This is a genomic window from Chitinophagales bacterium, assembly GCA_019694975.1.
In the GTDB taxonomy this organism is placed as follows: Bacteria; Bacteroidota; Bacteroidia; order Chitinophagales; family UBA10324; genus JACCZZ01.
Genome location: JAIBAY010000002.1, coordinates 634,831 through 649,920, shown reverse-complemented (window position 1 = coordinate 649,920; position 15,090 = coordinate 634,831). Strand labels below are relative to the sequence as shown.

Below are 15,090 nucleotides of genomic sequence, written 5' to 3'. Positions count from 1 at the left end.
AGAACATAACTTCGGATCATTTAATTTTGATGAAAACCTGCCTGTTTGCACCTTAAAAAATCAAAAGCAATGAATAAATCACTACAAATTCAGCTTGTCATGCTATCAGTTGTTGCTATGACTTCGGCTTATGCGCAAACGGTTCCTGTTATCGAATGGCAGAAATCGTTTGGCGGAACCGTTGGTGAAACAGCTAACTCAGTCCTGCAGACACCTGATGGCGGATTTGCTTTTGCCGGATACACAAAATCCAAGGATGGCGATGTGACAGGCAGTAAAGGAAACACCGATTACTGGGTGGTTAAGATGGATGCTTCCGGAAACCTGCAATGGCAAAAATCGTTAGGGGGATCCGACCATGATGCGCAATGGGACTTTCAATTAACCAATGACGGTGGTTTTGTTATAGCAGGTCAGTCAAAGTCGAATGACGGAGATTTGCTGCAGAACAAAGGCGAAGAAGATTATTGGATAGTGCGGCTCAGTGCCGATGGCAATATTATCTGGCAACGTTCTTACGGAGGCAGCAGTGAAGATGAGGCCTACTCGGTTCAGCAAACCATGGATGGCGGATTTATCGTGGCCGGTTATTCAGAGTCTGAAGATGGAGATGTATCGGGCAATCATGGTGAAGTAGATTACTGGATACTTAAGCTGGATGGTGATGGAAACATGGTATGGCAAAAGTGTTTTGGTGGAAGTGAGGAAGATGAAGCGTATTCAGTGCAGGAAGCAGCTGACGGAGGATATGTAGTGGTGGGTGAATCAGAATCAACGGATGGTGATGTTACCGGTAATCACGGAGAAGGTGATTACTGGATCATTAAACTGGATGACGGCGGTAACCTTCTTTGGCAAAAATCCTATGGCGGAAGCAGTGTGGATTACGCAAAGATGCTGAAACGCACGCTGGACAATGGATTTGTTGTTGCGGGTTGGTCAGCATCTGCTGATGGCGATGTGAGCAATAATAACGGCGACACTGATTATTGGATCGTTAAAGTGGATGAATCCGGAAACCTGCAATGGGAGAAATGCCTCGGAGGCAGTGATTATGATTTTGCCCATGCAGTAAGCCAGGCGGCTGACGGAGGATATATTGTTGGCGGATATACACATTCCACTGACCTTGATGTTACCGGAAATCACGGCAGCACCGATTACTGGCTTGTAAAACTGGATGCATCGGGTAACTTAAGCTGGCAGAAGACTTTAGGCGGAAGTAGCTATGATCAGTCCTATTCTGTGCAGCAATCGGATGACGGAGGTTATATTGTAGCAGGATTATCTTTTTCCAATGATGGTGATGTTACCGGTAATCATGCAACGCCCGTCGGCACAACACAGGATTGCTGGATCGTAAAATTGTCGGCAGACATTACAGGCATTCCGCTGTTTTCGCCAGTTCAGGTTGGCATTTTTCCGAATCCTGTTTACAACATGGTTACATTTCAACTGGATAATTTTATTGATGCCGGTATGCTGAATGTACCTGCACCCGGTAGTGAACTCATTATCAGGATTATTAATGCAGAAGGAAAAACGATATCAATGCCAGCCATCCTTTACGGATCCACAATAAAACTGGATATGGAATCATTCCCGGCTGGTTGTTATACTGTGGAAATCGGTAACAAAACTCAATCTGGGCGAATCACCGGCAAGTTCGTCAAGATGTAATTGCGCCTCCATCAAATAATACCGCCTTTAACTTCCAAAATTATATAGTGCCTTTTGCCACAGTACGGCTTAAATGATTATCTCCAATCTCAAAAATGTGCACCTGGGTGTGACAGTCGATTTTTTCAGCGGTTGTCATCCCGATTAAGGGAGATGCGTACTGATCCTCATGAATGAAAATTTATTGGTTCTTTGGTTTAGAGGCCAAAGTTTGCACAAAGCATTAAGCTTTAGTTCAATTATTAAATGATATGGAAAGCATAGCCTGTTTATGAAATCAGGAATACTTAATTGGATGAATAGGATTTCGTGTATAGCAGGGGGAATACTAATAATTGACTGGTCAATGCAGTCATACCCAATTTGTTTCGGCATATGTCGATGAATTGAAGAGATCCTGATCAATCAGGACGGAATGACTCCGGCTATTTTGAGATAGCTTCTAATTTCTTTCTATTGACATTCGCTGTTCCACTTCCCAACCTTCAGGCTTCAAAAATATCTGATGGATTCTCATCGCCCAGGTCACGGTTACTGTAGAAGTCAATTTCATTTTTTTCGGGCATGGGACTGATGCCGATAATGGCCGTGTTGATGATTTGCCAGGTGGCGGCTGGAATGTCCGGATGCTCCGGTTTTTGTTGATCATGGGCGATGACAGCGTTCATGTTTTTTTGATTTAATGATGAATTATGAAATTGGTATGTCTAAAATACTTCCCTAATGACCGCATTACAATTTAGACTGCCTCAGCGGGAATCATATTCGGATGAATACGGTAATTCCTGAATTGACCGGATGGCCGGGTCATGAAAAGTTTTATTGCATCATGATCTGCAATCGCAAAAGTGCTTGTAAGGTTTGCAACTGTGTATTCCTTAAAGGACAATTAATCTGGCGTGGAACGGATAAGTACCTTGGCAAGCCGATAAATCGCCTTGAAGTGGCCGGATCTGTAATGATAACTACAAATGAGGATGTTGACTTTATTATGAAGCGTTATGGCATTATAAGCTGCGTCGTATTTTATCAGACTTTTCTATCATTCAGTATTGCAATAAAATACATAGCTCACTTCTGGTTTCGGTTCGTATTATATTGGCATCTTTCGAATCTGAAGCAGCCTTTGAATAGCCTTTGGAGATGGTGCGAAGTGATGAATCAATTTTTTTTTTTTGCTGCATGATAAAGCTTCAATATTTGCTGTGTGCAGATATACATATTGAAAATTAGGATAGCAGGAAGCTGTTTCTTATGAGATGTGTGAAGTGTATTGTATCGAAAAAGTAATACTAAGGCAATAATGCAATGAAAAAACCCTGCAGTTGAACTCTTCTGCAGGGTTTTATTTTTTGCCGGAGGCAAAATCGTTATCTACTTGGCAGCTACCGGCCGTTTGGCAGGTTCCATTGATTTTATCGGCTTCATTTTGGTAAGGTCAACCACTATAGGTGTCGCTACAAAAATGGAAGAGTAGGTACCAAAGCCAATTCCGAGTAAGAGTGCAAAGGAGAAACCACGTATTGCGTCGCCACCGAAAATGAAGAGTATCAGCAGCACCAGCAGTACGGTGGATGAAGTAATCACCGTTCTGTTCAGCGTTTTGTTGATGGCATCATTGATAGTATGTTTCATATCCGATGAAGGGTGCTCTCTCAGAAATTCACGCACACGATCAAATACGATCACCGTATCTGCAACAGAATAACCCATGACTGTCAGGCAGGCTGCAACAAATGTTTCATCTACCTCCAGCGCGAATGGCAATATGCCTGAAAATAGTGAATAAGCACCCATCACCATAAGCACGTCGTGTGCCAGTGCGATAATAGCGCCGAGCGCAAACTGCCATTTTCTGAATCGCAGCAGGATATACAGGAATATTCCGATCAGCGAGAAGATGATTGCTTTGTAGGCATGGTCAAGAATATCTGCGGAGATGCTTGGTCCGACTACCTGTGAACTCAATTGGTTCACCTGCTGAAAGGTCTTGAATGATACATCGCTGGCAAGGAATTTCTTTAATCCATTATACAATTTATAGTTAACCGTGCTGTCGGCCAACTCACCACTGCTCTCCACCATGTAACCAGTGGTAATTTTAACTTTGTTATTGCTGCCATAGGTTTTCACCTGCGGTTGCACGCCAAATTCTTTTGTGAGTTCCGCCTGAATGTCTTCGGTGATCACTTCGCGGTCAAATTGCACCACATAAGAGTGACCGCCGCTGAAATCAACACCATATTCAAACCCTTTGGTGAAGATGGAGATCAATCCAATTAATGCCAGTGTTCCCGAAATCACATAGGCATATTTGCGCCATTTCACAAATGGAATATCAAAATTGGTGAAGTTGAACCTGCTGGCACGTGTGGTGAATTGAATGCTTTTGAATCTATCCATCCACCAGTCAAACATCAGGTGCGCCATGAATACAGCGGTGAATAGTGTCATGATTACACCAATATTCAAAGTGGTAGCATAACCAAGAACCGGCCCTAATCCAAAATAGGCAAGAATTAATCCGGTGATCAGTGTGGTTAAGTGTGTATCAAATACAGCTGAATAAGACTTTAAATGTCCTTCGCTGATCGACTTTAACAGGTTTTTCCCCCTGTCAATTTCTTCTTTGATCCGTTCATGAATCAACACGTTGGCATCAACTGCCATACCCATGGTCAGCACAATACCGGCAATACCGGCCAGTGTCAGTGTTGCGCCAAGTGATGCCAGTACGCCGATGATGAAAAAGAGGTTAAAGAACAAGGAGACATTGGCAATGATACCTGACGTATTGTAGTAGAAGATCATAAAGGCGAGCAATGCCACAAAGGCTATGACGATTGACCTTATGCCGGCAGCAATGGATTCCTTACCTAAGGAGGGACCCACAACGTCTTCTGCGATAATCCTGGCGGGAGCAGGCAGTTTACCTGCAGTAAGAATATTGGCAAGATCTTTTGCTTCATTAATGTCAAAACCTCCTGTAATGGATGACCGTCCGTTTGGAATCTCCCCGTTCACACGTGGAGCTGAATAGACGTAATTATCCAGTACGATAGCGATGCTCTTGTTGATGTTTTTGCTGGTCATCACTTTCCAGATCTTGGCACCTTCATTATCCATGGTCATGGATACTTCAGGATTGCTGTTCTGATCGATATCCTGCCTGGCGTCATTCACCTTATCACCTTCCAGTGGCGCCTTCGTGCTGCCTACCTGCATTTTGATGGCATACAAAGCATAAACATTACTCTTTACATCAGTAGGTTTTGCTCCCCATAAAAACTTAACGTCTTTTGGAAAATTGGCGCGGACATAGTCTGTATTCAGGTAATCATTCACTTTAGCAGTATCCTTTCCCAAAGAATAACCAATTACAGGACCGGGAGCAAGCGCCACTTTATCATCTGCCGTTCGATAGACATTAGGCTGTAAGACGGAAGTGAGCGGGTTTTCTTTGGCCTGGTTTTTTGCCGCTTCAGTTGCGAGTGAAACTGAATCAGGTTTGATTAAATTACTGTCTCCGGCGGCGATCGCCTTACCGGAATCAGCACCGGATAATAATGGATTCGTTTCCGTTGATGTTGTGAGCGGATTGGTTGTGGGAGTGGTGGTTGTCGTTGTCTTCGTAGTATCTGCCGCAGCCAACTTGTTTCTCAGTGATGTGTTTGCCGCATCAAGGTATTGAATGAAGGATGGGTTATCATATGTCTCCCAGAATTCCAGTACCGCTGTTGCCTGCAATAGTTTACGAACACGAACCGGGTTATCTACGCCCGGTAACTCTACTATGATGCGTCCGGTTGATTGCTGAGCAGTAATGTTTGGCTGTGTAACACCGAATTTGTCAATACGGGAACGCAGGATATTAAAGGTCTGATCAAATGCGCTATTGGACTGCTCACGAATGAAACTGATTACTTCATCATTGGTAGAATTGAATTTCACCTTATCCTGGTTATCGCGTGTACCGAAGATTGACGCCAGTTTTCCCTGTGGAGCCACCTCATTCCAGGATTGCTGAAAGAGTGTTACAAAATCTGCCTGTGCCTGCGTCTTCTGCTTTGCTTTGGCAAGCTCAAGGGCTTTATTAAAGGTGGGGTCGGCGCTATTATCAGCCAGTGCCCTGATAAGGTCATCCGTAGAAACCTGGAGCACCACGTTCATTCCACCCTGCAGGTCAAGACCAAGGCTCAGTTGCTGATCTTTACAATCCTGGTAAGTATATTTTGCAATGCCCAGATTAAACACCGTCTGATTGGTGATGGAATCAAGGTAAGCCTGCCGGTTTTTCCTTATTTCAGTCAGTAAACTGTCCTTGATAAAAACTGCATCAGGTGAGTTGGGTGGTATCAAAGATTCCAGTGATTTGCCTTTCAGTACAGCAGCTTCCGCAAAACTCGTTGCCTTGTTTTCAACTCTGCTGGTAACGAAATTGAAGGATAACTGGTAAATACAAATCAGGATCAACGCTATTGAGAAAAACGTGACCAGGCCTTTTCCGCGCATGATTATGAGGGTTTTAGAAAAAATTAAGGCTGCAAATATAGAAATTTATCGGGGAGTTAAGCCCTAATTTTCAAATGCTTATAATCTTCAGCTAACAGCCGAATTTAACATGACATTGCGGTGGTTTCATAGCTGCGCCGACAATCAGATTACCTGCAGTACAAAACCCTTGAGATAGCTCGTTTCCTGGATGTTCCAGACGATAGGATGGTCCTTCGACTGCGTAAGAAATGCCACTTGCCGGATTATTTTTCCGGCATCCGTTGCTGCCTGTGAAATCATATCGAAAAACAGTCCCGGATCCATGAAATGTGAGCAGGAAAACGTGAGCAGGAAGCCGCCCGGCCTTATCAACTTCATGGCGCGGAGATTTATTTCTTTATAGCCCCGGGCAGCGGATTCAATACCTGCCCTGTTTTTGGTAAAGGCGGGCGGGTCAAGAATTACCACATCAAATTGTTTTTTTTCTTTTGCCCACTGCGGCAACAAATCAAATGCATTAGCCGTCTCAAACCTGCAACGGTTTTCGAATCCGTTAAGGGCAGCATTTTCAGTTGCTTGTGCAACCGCGCTTTCAGAAACATCGAGTCCGTGTACGCGTTTTGCCCCAAAATGAGCGGCGAACAAGGAAAAGGAACCGGTGTAACAAAAGCAGTCGAGCACTTCTGCATCGTTTGCGATATGCTGCAATGCCATCCTGTTTTCCTTCTGATCGAGAAAGAATCCTGTTTTCTGGCCATTCTCCACGTCAATCATAAATTTCACACCCAATTCTTCCAGCTCCAGTTTAGTGGCAAAAGATGCAGTAAGAAAACCTTTCTTCTCTTCCAGTCCTTCCAGTTTCCTCACCGGCACATCATCTCTTTCATAGATGCCGTCCGGCGAAAAAAGCGACATCAATGCACTTACAATCATAGTCTTCCTGCAATCCATTCCAAGTGATAATGCCTGTATCACGAAGTTGTTACCGAATTTATCAATGATTAGTCCGGGCAGGAAATCGGATTCACCGAAAACCAGTCTGTAATTACCATTGAATCCAAGTTTCTTCCGGTATTCAAAACATTCCATCAGCCGCTTCCTGAAAAATGATTCATCTATCTGTTCATCTTCAAGGCGTGTGAGTAAACGCACCGTGATTTGCGATTTGGCATTGTAGTAACCACGTCCTATGAACCGGTTCCGGGAATCATGCACCTCGATAATTTCGCCTGGTGCAATGGACGCGGAAACGCTGCCGATTTCATTGGCGTACACCCATGGATGCCCGGTAAATATTCGCGGATGGTTCCCTTTTTTTAATATTACTTTCGTCATTGTTCGACTTTTGCCGGTGGTTTATAACTTATTGATTAACTAAAAAAATACGTATGCGCGGTTACTTTTTTTCTTTTAGTGCCTTTTTTTTGGTGATGCTGCTTACGGATCAGTCATCCTGCCATCAAAAGGCCACTGCAAACGGCAGCTCAATTGTGCCACTTGCAGTGGGCAATTACTGGATATACCGTGATTCTGTTTTTACCGATGGTCAACTTACATTAGTGACCAATGATACGGATAAAATTGTCAGTACGGCATCGTGGAATGACAAGACCACCTTTATTTTTGATGAGGGGAAAGAATGGTATCAAAGCAACGATACAGTATATCAGTTAAGCCGACAGCGGACGGGTGTTAAATTTCCGTCACCGGTGATGATGGTCGTTGCACAGGAAGGCACATTCAACTATGTTTTCGGAGGTGATGTGGTGATGCAGAAGACGATCGTCAGGCTGCCTGATTGTCCTGCCGGCCAATGGCATTCACCCGCCTGTTTTAAAATATCCGATAGTTGTGAAGGATACATGATGATCAGCTATGGTATTGGTATTATCAGGGAGAAAAGTTCGGAGTGTTTCGCGGGCAGCAAGAATTATTCCACCAGGACGCTGATAGAAGTGCATTTAAAATAATCAGCCCTGTTTATTTATGTATGAAATAAAAAAAGCGCAGTGAATCTGCGCTTTTCACTTGGACAACAGTCTGTTTAGTTTTTTATCAGTTTTAATACCTGCATCACTTTGCCTGACATTTCGATTTTGGCGAAATAAACTCCTTGCGGTAAACTATTTCCTACAGCCGCGCTTTCTTTTTGCAGGTTATACGACTCAAGCAATTTTCCTGTTAAGTCATAGATTTTAATGGTTGCCGGCTGCGCAGATGGTAAGCTCGTGCTGATCGTAAAATAATCCTGTGTTGGATTTGGGTATGCAGTGGCAATGTACTGCTGGTCACTGATTTTACAATTGGGATTAGCTGTTACACTAACAGCTTTTGAAGTTTTTGTACATCCGGTATTGTTTTTAGTCACCTTGCATTTATAATCGCCGGTGGTGCTCACCAGTAAAGTATTGTTGGTAGCGCCAGCTATATTGCTATTACCTTTTTTCCATTGATAGCTTTGGTTATTGGCGCTGCTAACGGTCAGCAGCACGGGTTGTGATTGGCAAATCGTGAGGGGGCCTGCCGGGGAAACATCAGCTTTGGGTTTTTTATTAACAGTAACGCTGATTGCATTGGAAGTGGAAGCATTGCCACAGCTGTTGGTACCTGTCAGGGTGTAGGATCCTGATGCGTCAGCATTTATACTGGAATTGGTGGCCCCGGAAATATTTACATTGTCCAGTTTCCATTGGTATGTACTGAAATTGCCTGCTGAATTTTTTGATAATGCTACAACTCCGCCTTTACAGAAGGTAGTGGGCCCGCCAGCTGCAATAGTGATCGGTGATGCTGCCGGACAAACTACCGTAAAGCTCGCCAGCATCGTAGTAGGATGAATGTTACACTTATAATTATAGGTACCTAAAACAGCAGGTACATATTTAAATGAAAGGTGCGTGGCATCGATAGCGTTATTCCATGCAACAGCACCTGCCGGAATGGTAGTGGAGGTGGTGGTATGAATACCATTCAGCCATTGCCATTCCACGGTATCGCCGAGATTGATGGTCATGCTGGAAGGAGTGAAGACAAAATTTGAAACGGTTACCACATGCTTCGTTGCCTGAGCACTGAGCATTCCGCAACTGAAAAAAATCAATGCGAGAAGATTGAGCCGTAACATTCCGGAGTAGTTAAATTTCATTTGCAGGGATTTAGAGGAAAGGGGTTTAACTCAATTTATTAAATGTATAAAATTATCTTTTAATAGCAAACCGCTTTAAGAAACGCGAAGAATATTATGTGCTGAATTGTATTGTTATCCCGGTTGAATAAACAAGCTACAGTTCAGGGGTTAACGGGCATAGGTACGATAAAGCTTTTTTCGTCCTTGCATAGAAGGATTCAACTTCCTGTATGCCGGCAAATTCTGTTTTGGCTTCATAATCAGCGATTCTTTCTTCAGATGGGTATATGTTTTCAGCGACACGTCTCCGGCGCTGCTGAAGGCAAGTTTCTCCTGTCTTCTTTGCATTGCGTGGCTGGCATATTTTTTTGCCTGCTGACCATTGGAAAAATGAAGGACAGAACAAATTAAGAGAGAAGTGATTATGGCTGATTTCATTTAAGTACGTTACGAGGTTAGATTCGCGTTTTTGTCAGGAATGTTTTATGTAACATTAGTATTCCCCGATCTCTAAAAATCCAGTGTTGTTAAAAGACAGAAACTGTAATTAAAAGTATATAAAATTTAGCGGAGCAAAATAATAAGGGAGAGCACCAATGTAAAAGGGAAGCCTCTGGCCTCCCTTAACCTGAGATCAGGTTTTTAAGTGTTAATATTTAATTGCAGATTCTGTTAGTGCCCGGTCTTAGGCTTTCTTGATATTTTCCTGGCTGATGAAAGATACATCTGTTCACCGCAACTCATTCATTGTGGTTTATGTGAAACTGTGCTGCTGTTCTGCATCGGCGCCGGAAAGATTAATTAGTCTGTGACTCGTTTTTCTGTTCTTCATTGTAGTGCTGATACTTCCAGCCACAACGTCTCTTCCATTCTTCCCTGAGTTTCTCTCTTTCCTCCGGGCTCATCGTCTTGAGTTTTTCTTCCATCTTTTCTTTCCATATCGCGGCACCATGCTGTTTCCAGTGTCCGGCGTAGTGACCTTTGTGTCCCCAGCCGCCGCCAAATCCAAATATCAGCTTAGAGAGCAACAGCAGGCCGGCAGCCTGCCAGAAGCTAAGGATAGTCAGCCCGAAAACCTGCGGCATAAGCCAGTTCCATAGTGTCATGAGCAGGTAACTCATGGCCGTTCCGAAAAGCACAAACAAAACTGTAAATTTTACAACTTTTAAAATCCACCACCATTTCATAAATAATTTTTTTTTAGAGGGTTAACAATTCATCGTATAGCGTCTGCAGTCTTTCTCTCAGGTGCAAAACAGCATATCGTTTGCGCGATAACAGCGTGTTTACCGGTTGTCCGGTTTGAGCAGCAATTTCCTTGAAACTCATTCCTTCCAGTTCATGATTGTTAAAGACGTCGCGTTGTTCAGCAGGTAATTCTTCAAGGGCCGCGTTCAGCGTATCCCAAACCAGTGAGCGCATGTATTGTGCTTCCGGTGTTTCAGATGCGTCCTGCATCAATTCATCCAGGAAATAACCCGTAGCATCATCCTCATTCGCCTCGTCAGTAACCGGTAAGAGATTGGAAAATGTTTCTGCTTTTTTCTTCCTGTACAGATCAGTGATCCTGTTGCGGGCCACGGTAAACAGCCAGGAAGTAACTTTTTCAATGGGTTCCATCATCCGGTAGGCATTCACAAACTGGTAAAAGACATCCTGCAGAATGTCTTCCGCATCTTCCTCGCTTTTAACCCGTTGCCGTATAAAATCGAGCAGGCGCTTGCGTTCTTTGCGCACTGTTTCCTGGATTTCTAAATTCTGGCGGGTCGTCATCGTTGCATTTAGGGTCATGGCTTCCATCGTATGGCTGTTTTGACGGATGAAAGCAGTGAAATATTTTAAGGTAGGTTAATTTTGTTTGTGTCCGTACGGCAGATTTATTAAATCCAAACGTAACATTTATTTAAGAGGCTTACATTTCCATGTCCTGTAATATTGCTGAAATCATTGTGACGAAAAGGGAGCAACTCATCGCTCTGCAACATATGGCTGGCTACAGAAATCTGATGACGACACAATGTCAGGTAGCCGTCACTTGGCAAATCGTTTGTTAGCTTCGCGCAAAATTTTTTTATGTCTAAAGGAACCATACAGGTACATACAGAGAATATCTTTCCCATCATCAAGAAATTTTTGTACAGCGATCATGAGATATTCCTCCGCGAGCTGGTATCTAATGCCGTAGATGCTACCCAGAAACTGAAAGCATTAAGTACGATGTCGGAGTTCAAGGGCGAATTGGGGGATCTGACAATCGAGGTGATAATCGATAAAACGGCAAAAACACTGGCCATCCGAGACCATGGAATCGGGATGACTGGGGAAGAGATCGAGAAATACATTACACAGATCGCATTTTCCGGCGCTGAGGAGTTCGTTGAACACTATAAGGAGAAAAGCAATGCTCAGCTGATCGGACACTTTGGTCTCGGTTTCTATTCTGCTTTTATGGTTTCTTCATCAGTAGAAATCGTCTCCAGGTCTTACAGGGAACAGTCTAAAGCCGTTCGATGGGAATGTGACGGAAGCCCTGATTATACCATGGATGATGCGGAAAAGGACGAGCGTGGCACGGATATTATCTTACACATTGCCGATGATTCCATGGAGTTCCTGGACGAATTGCGTATTAAGAACCTGCTTAAAAAGTATTGTAAATTTTTGCCTGTTGAAATAAAGTTTGAAAAGGAAGTTATCAATAATACGCAGCCTGCCTGGATCAGGAAGCCGGCTTCGCTGACAGATAATGATTACCGTTTATTCTACCGGGAGTTATACCCTTTTGCCGAAGATCCTTTATTTCACATCCACCTGAATGTTGATTATCCTTTTCACCTGACAGGCATCTTATACTTTCCTAAACTGAGGAATAATTTCGAACAGCAAAAAGACCGCATTCAGCTATACAGCAACCAGGTTTTTGTTACAGATGCCGTTGAGAACATTGTGCCTGATTTCCTGATGTTGATGAAGGGTGTGATAGATTCACCTGATATACCACTGAATGTTTCCCGAAGCTACCTGCAGAGTGATGCGAATGTTAAAAAGATCAGCGCTCATATTTCAAAAAAGGTAGCAGAAAAGCTGGAAGAACTGTTCAAAGCAGATCGCGCCGACTTTGAAAGCAAATGGGATGATGTCAAAATTTTTATTCAGTATGGAATGTTGTCCGATGAGAAATTTTACGAACGAGCCGCCAAATTCTGTCTGCTGAAAACAAATACCGGTAAGTATTATACGCTGGAAGAATTTGCTGCGAAAATAAAACCGCTGCAAACTGATAAAAACGGCAAGCTTGTTTATCTCTACACATCAGATGCAGTGCTGCAGCATTCTTATGTGGCTGTTGCGGAAACCCGCGGATATGAAGTTTTGCTGATGGACAGCCCTGTTGATCCTCATTTTATCGGCATGCTTGAACGCAAGCTGGATGATGCCTCCTTCGCAAGGGTTGATGCAGACATCATTGATAAACTTATCGACAAAGAAGAAGCAATGCCATCCAAACTCTCCAAAGAGCAGCAGGATGCATTGAAGCAGCTTATTGAAACTATGGCGGATAAAGAAAAATTTTCGGTATCGTTTGAGTCGCTTAACGAAAAGGAAGCGCCCGTAATGATTACCAGGGAAGAGTTTACACGCCGTATGAAGGAGATGAGTGCTATCGGTGGCATGAACTTTATGGGTGATATGAAAGAACACTATAATCTTGTTGTAAATACGAATAGCCCTGTTATCGCCAAAGCATTGCTGGAAACTGATTCTACGAGGCAACAGCAGCTGATCAGGCAGTCATTGGATCTTGCCATGCTCTCACAAAATCTCTTGAAAGGTGAAGAACTCACCGGCTTTATTAACCGTAGCCTGGAGTTGATGTCATAATAAAATTTAATAGCAGGAAGATGCAATGAATAGTATCCGGATCAACAGTTTGTAAAGCAATAATCGGACAACAGATACGACAGCCATTATCTTGATTTCAGGTTGCGCATTTTATTAACATAAAACTTCCTTGAATTTCACTTTCAGCGCTGATCCGGAAAAATCAGTACGAGACCTTGCCTGCTTTTCAGTTAATCGGATGACTTCAATTTAATCCGATTCTTATTTTTACACATGCAAAAGACCACTGTTCCGTATGCCGATACGGGATATTTTAACAAAGCAGTTACGGATTATACCGGCGGCGATCCCGGCATACAGCCATTTTACGGTTATGCGCCTATTGCCGGATCTATTCCGGCGATAATAGCCGGCCGCAACAGGTTTCCCTTGTATCGAGCCCAGTTGCATGATGCACTGATGGGCCAATATGCTCCATTTCAGGATAGTGATAAATACGATCAGACTATCATCAATATCGGCCGGTTGAAGGAAAGCAATACTTACACGGTAGTGACCGCGCATCAGCCCAACCTTTTTCTCGGTCCGCTGTACCTCATTTACAAAATCATCAGTGCGATTAATCTTTCACGAAGGCTGAATGAGGAATTTCGTGAATCTCATTTTATCCCTGTGTACTGGATCGGGAGCGAAGATCATGATAAGGAGGAACTGAATCATATTCAGCTTTTCTCCAAAACAATTACATGGAATACAGATCAGCAAGGGGCTTTTGGCAGGATGAAGACGGCCTCACTCGACACAGTCATTGCTGAAATCAGGAATGTATTGGGAGATTCGGAAGGCGCCGGACGCTGTCTTCAACTGCTGGAAAACTGTTACCTGCAGGAGGCAACAGTTTCCGGAGCCACAAAGAAAATGCTCTATCATTTTTTTGCTGCTGACGGACTGGTAATCGTGGATGGTGATGATCCGGCATTGAAGCAAATTTTTAAACCTGTGATTAAGCAGGAGTTGTCACGACAGTTTTCCTTTGAAGCGGTGAACAGCACCACAGCTAAGTTCAGTGAAAGCTATCAGGCACAGATTACGCCGCGGGAGATCAATTTGTTTTACCTGCATGAAAATATCCGGCAACGGATTGTGCGGGAGCAAGGGCAATGGAAGGTACTGAATACTTCACTTGTGTTTACGGAGGAGGAACTGATGTCTTTAGTGGATAACTCTCCGGAGCGGTTCAGCCCGAATGTGGTGTTGCGCCCCGTTTACCAGGAAATGTTATTGCCCAACCTTGTTTTTATTGGCGGAGGTGCTGAGGTTACTTATTGGATGCAGTTGAAAAATGTGTTCGCAGCAGCAGACGTGGCTTTCCCGATGTTGCTGCTGCGCAATTCCGTTTTATGGGTGGATGAAAGCAACGTTGTGAAAATGAAGAAGGCGGGACTTTCCTATACGGAAATTTTCAAGCCTGCAGCATCGCTGATTAATCAATATCTGTCTGTGCAGGCAGGTGATTTGATTTCCCTGGCAAAAGAAAAGCAGCAATTGAATATGTTGATGGAGCAGGTGATGAAGCAGGCCTTGCAGCTCGATGCCGGATTGAAAAGCGCGGTGGAGGCGGAAAATGTGAAAACGCAAAAATCTCTGGAGTCACTGGAAGAGAAAATGAAGAAGGCTGCCAGGCGAAAAGAAGAAGTGGCGGTGCAGCAATTGAGAACACTGAAGGAAAAATTATTTCCCACCGGCAGCCTGCAGGAACGCCATGATAGTTTTCTGACTTACTATGCGAAATATGGAGACCAGTTTATTTCAGCTTTGAAGTTGCATCTTGACCCAATGGAACAGCAGTTCACGATATTGTCGGAGGAATAGCTCAATGATTAACGGTGACTGCTTTAGCTGACTATTTGGATGGAAAGAAATGATGAACATCATGCCAGCATGAT

Annotated in this window: 11 protein-coding genes; 4 read left to right on the top strand and 7 right to left on the bottom strand. The window is 43.6% G+C overall.

Translation table 11 applies throughout. The features are described from left to right. Positions 1-69 precede the first annotated feature (69 nt). Positions 70-1,680 (top strand): T9SS type A sorting domain-containing protein, encoded by a 1,611-nt coding sequence (locus K1X61_05790; GenBank protein ID MBX7108144.1) that lies wholly within the window; start codon positions 70-72, stop codon positions 1,678-1,680. 485 nt (positions 1,681-2,165) lie between these two features. Here K1X61_05790 and K1X61_05785 read toward each other — a convergent pair whose 3' ends face one another. From K1X61_05785 to K1X61_05775, 3 genes are all read right to left on the bottom strand, one after another. Further along, positions 2,166-2,348: a hypothetical protein gene (locus K1X61_05785; GenBank protein ID MBX7108143.1), complete on the bottom strand. Its 183-nt coding sequence runs from the start codon at positions 2,346-2,348 to the stop codon at positions 2,166-2,168. A 706-nt stretch (positions 2,349-3,054) separates the two neighbouring features. Next, positions 3,055-6,192, bottom strand: a complete 3,138-nt coding sequence (secDF, locus tag K1X61_05780) for a protein translocase subunit SecDF (GenBank protein ID MBX7108142.1) — start codon at positions 6,190-6,192, stop codon at positions 3,055-3,057. A 144-nt stretch (positions 6,193-6,336) separates the two neighbouring features. Beyond that, complete coding sequence (locus tag K1X61_05775; GenBank protein ID MBX7108141.1) at positions 6,337-7,509, bottom strand: class I SAM-dependent rRNA methyltransferase; 1,173 nt, start codon at positions 7,507-7,509, stop codon at positions 6,337-6,339. A 53-nt stretch (positions 7,510-7,562) separates the two neighbouring features. On the opposite strand from K1X61_05775, the gene K1X61_05770 reads away from it, so the two are divergent. Next, positions 7,563-8,144: a hypothetical protein gene (locus tag K1X61_05770; protein MBX7108140.1), complete on the top strand. Its 582-nt coding sequence runs from the start codon at positions 7,563-7,565 to the stop codon at positions 8,142-8,144. Between the two features lie 74 nt (positions 8,145-8,218). On the opposite strand, the gene K1X61_05765 is transcribed toward K1X61_05770, so the two are convergent. From K1X61_05765 to K1X61_05750, 4 genes are all read right to left on the bottom strand, one after another. After that, positions 8,219-9,319 carry a T9SS type A sorting domain-containing protein gene (locus K1X61_05765; protein MBX7108139.1) on the bottom strand — a complete coding sequence of 367 codons (1,101 nt, stop codon included), beginning with the start codon at positions 9,317-9,319 and terminating at the stop codon, positions 8,219-8,221. Positions 9,320-9,469: 150 nt separating this feature from the next. Continuing rightward, the gene (locus tag K1X61_05760) at positions 9,470-9,739 is read right to left on the bottom strand and encodes a hypothetical protein (GenBank protein MBX7108138.1); all 270 of its coding nucleotides are present in this window, start codon (positions 9,737-9,739) and stop codon (positions 9,470-9,472) included. A 359-nt stretch (positions 9,740-10,098) separates the two neighbouring features. Beyond that, on the bottom strand, positions 10,099-10,488 hold the full coding sequence (locus tag K1X61_05755) for a hypothetical protein (protein MBX7108137.1): 390 nt from the start codon (positions 10,486-10,488) through the stop codon (positions 10,099-10,101). A 13-nt stretch (positions 10,489-10,501) separates the two neighbouring features. Next, the gene (locus K1X61_05750; GenBank protein ID MBX7108136.1) at positions 10,502-11,074 is read right to left on the bottom strand and encodes a sigma-70 family RNA polymerase sigma factor; all 573 of its coding nucleotides are present in this window, start codon (positions 11,072-11,074) and stop codon (positions 10,502-10,504) included. A 300-nt stretch (positions 11,075-11,374) separates the two neighbouring features. On the opposite strand from K1X61_05750, the gene htpG reads away from it, so the two are divergent. Both htpG and bshC read left to right on the top strand, forming a co-directional pair. Continuing rightward, positions 11,375-13,183: a molecular chaperone HtpG gene (htpG, locus tag K1X61_05745; GenBank protein MBX7108135.1), complete on the top strand. Its 1,809-nt coding sequence runs from the start codon at positions 11,375-11,377 to the stop codon at positions 13,181-13,183. Between the two features lie 234 nt (positions 13,184-13,417). Further along, the gene (gene bshC, locus K1X61_05740; protein ID MBX7108134.1) at positions 13,418-15,016 is read left to right on the top strand and encodes a bacillithiol biosynthesis cysteine-adding enzyme BshC; all 1,599 of its coding nucleotides are present in this window, start codon (positions 13,418-13,420) and stop codon (positions 15,014-15,016) included. Positions 15,017-15,090 lie beyond the last annotated feature (74 nt).

Bases quoted from the DNA above. Each gene is read 5' to 3' on its own strand.
- K1X61_05790 (MBX7108144.1), top strand. From the start codon at position 70: ATGAATAAATCACTACAAATTCAGCTTGTCATGCTATCAGTTGTTGCT.
- K1X61_05785 (MBX7108143.1), bottom strand. From the start codon at position 2,348: ATGAACGCTGTCATCGCCCATGATCAACAAAAACCGGAGCATCCGGAC.
- secDF (MBX7108142.1), bottom strand. From the start codon at position 6,192: ATGCGCGGAAAAGGCCTGGTCACGTTTTTCTCAATAGCGTTGATCCTG.
- K1X61_05775 (MBX7108141.1), bottom strand. From the start codon at position 7,509: ATGACGAAAGTAATATTAAAAAAAGGGAACCATCCGCGAATATTTACC.
- K1X61_05770 (MBX7108140.1), top strand. From the start codon at position 7,563: ATGCGCGGTTACTTTTTTTCTTTTAGTGCCTTTTTTTTGGTGATGCTG.
- K1X61_05765 (MBX7108139.1), bottom strand. From the start codon at position 9,319: ATGAAATTTAACTACTCCGGAATGTTACGGCTCAATCTTCTCGCATTG.
- K1X61_05760 (MBX7108138.1), bottom strand. From the start codon at position 9,739: ATGAAATCAGCCATAATCACTTCTCTCTTAATTTGTTCTGTCCTTCAT.
- K1X61_05755 (MBX7108137.1), bottom strand. From the start codon at position 10,488: ATGAAATGGTGGTGGATTTTAAAAGTTGTAAAATTTACAGTTTTGTTT.
- K1X61_05750 (MBX7108136.1), bottom strand. From the start codon at position 11,074: ATGACGACCCGCCAGAATTTAGAAATCCAGGAAACAGTGCGCAAAGAA.
- htpG (MBX7108135.1), top strand. From the start codon at position 11,375: ATGTCTAAAGGAACCATACAGGTACATACAGAGAATATCTTTCCCATC.
- bshC (MBX7108134.1), top strand. From the start codon at position 13,418: ATGCAAAAGACCACTGTTCCGTATGCCGATACGGGATATTTTAACAAA.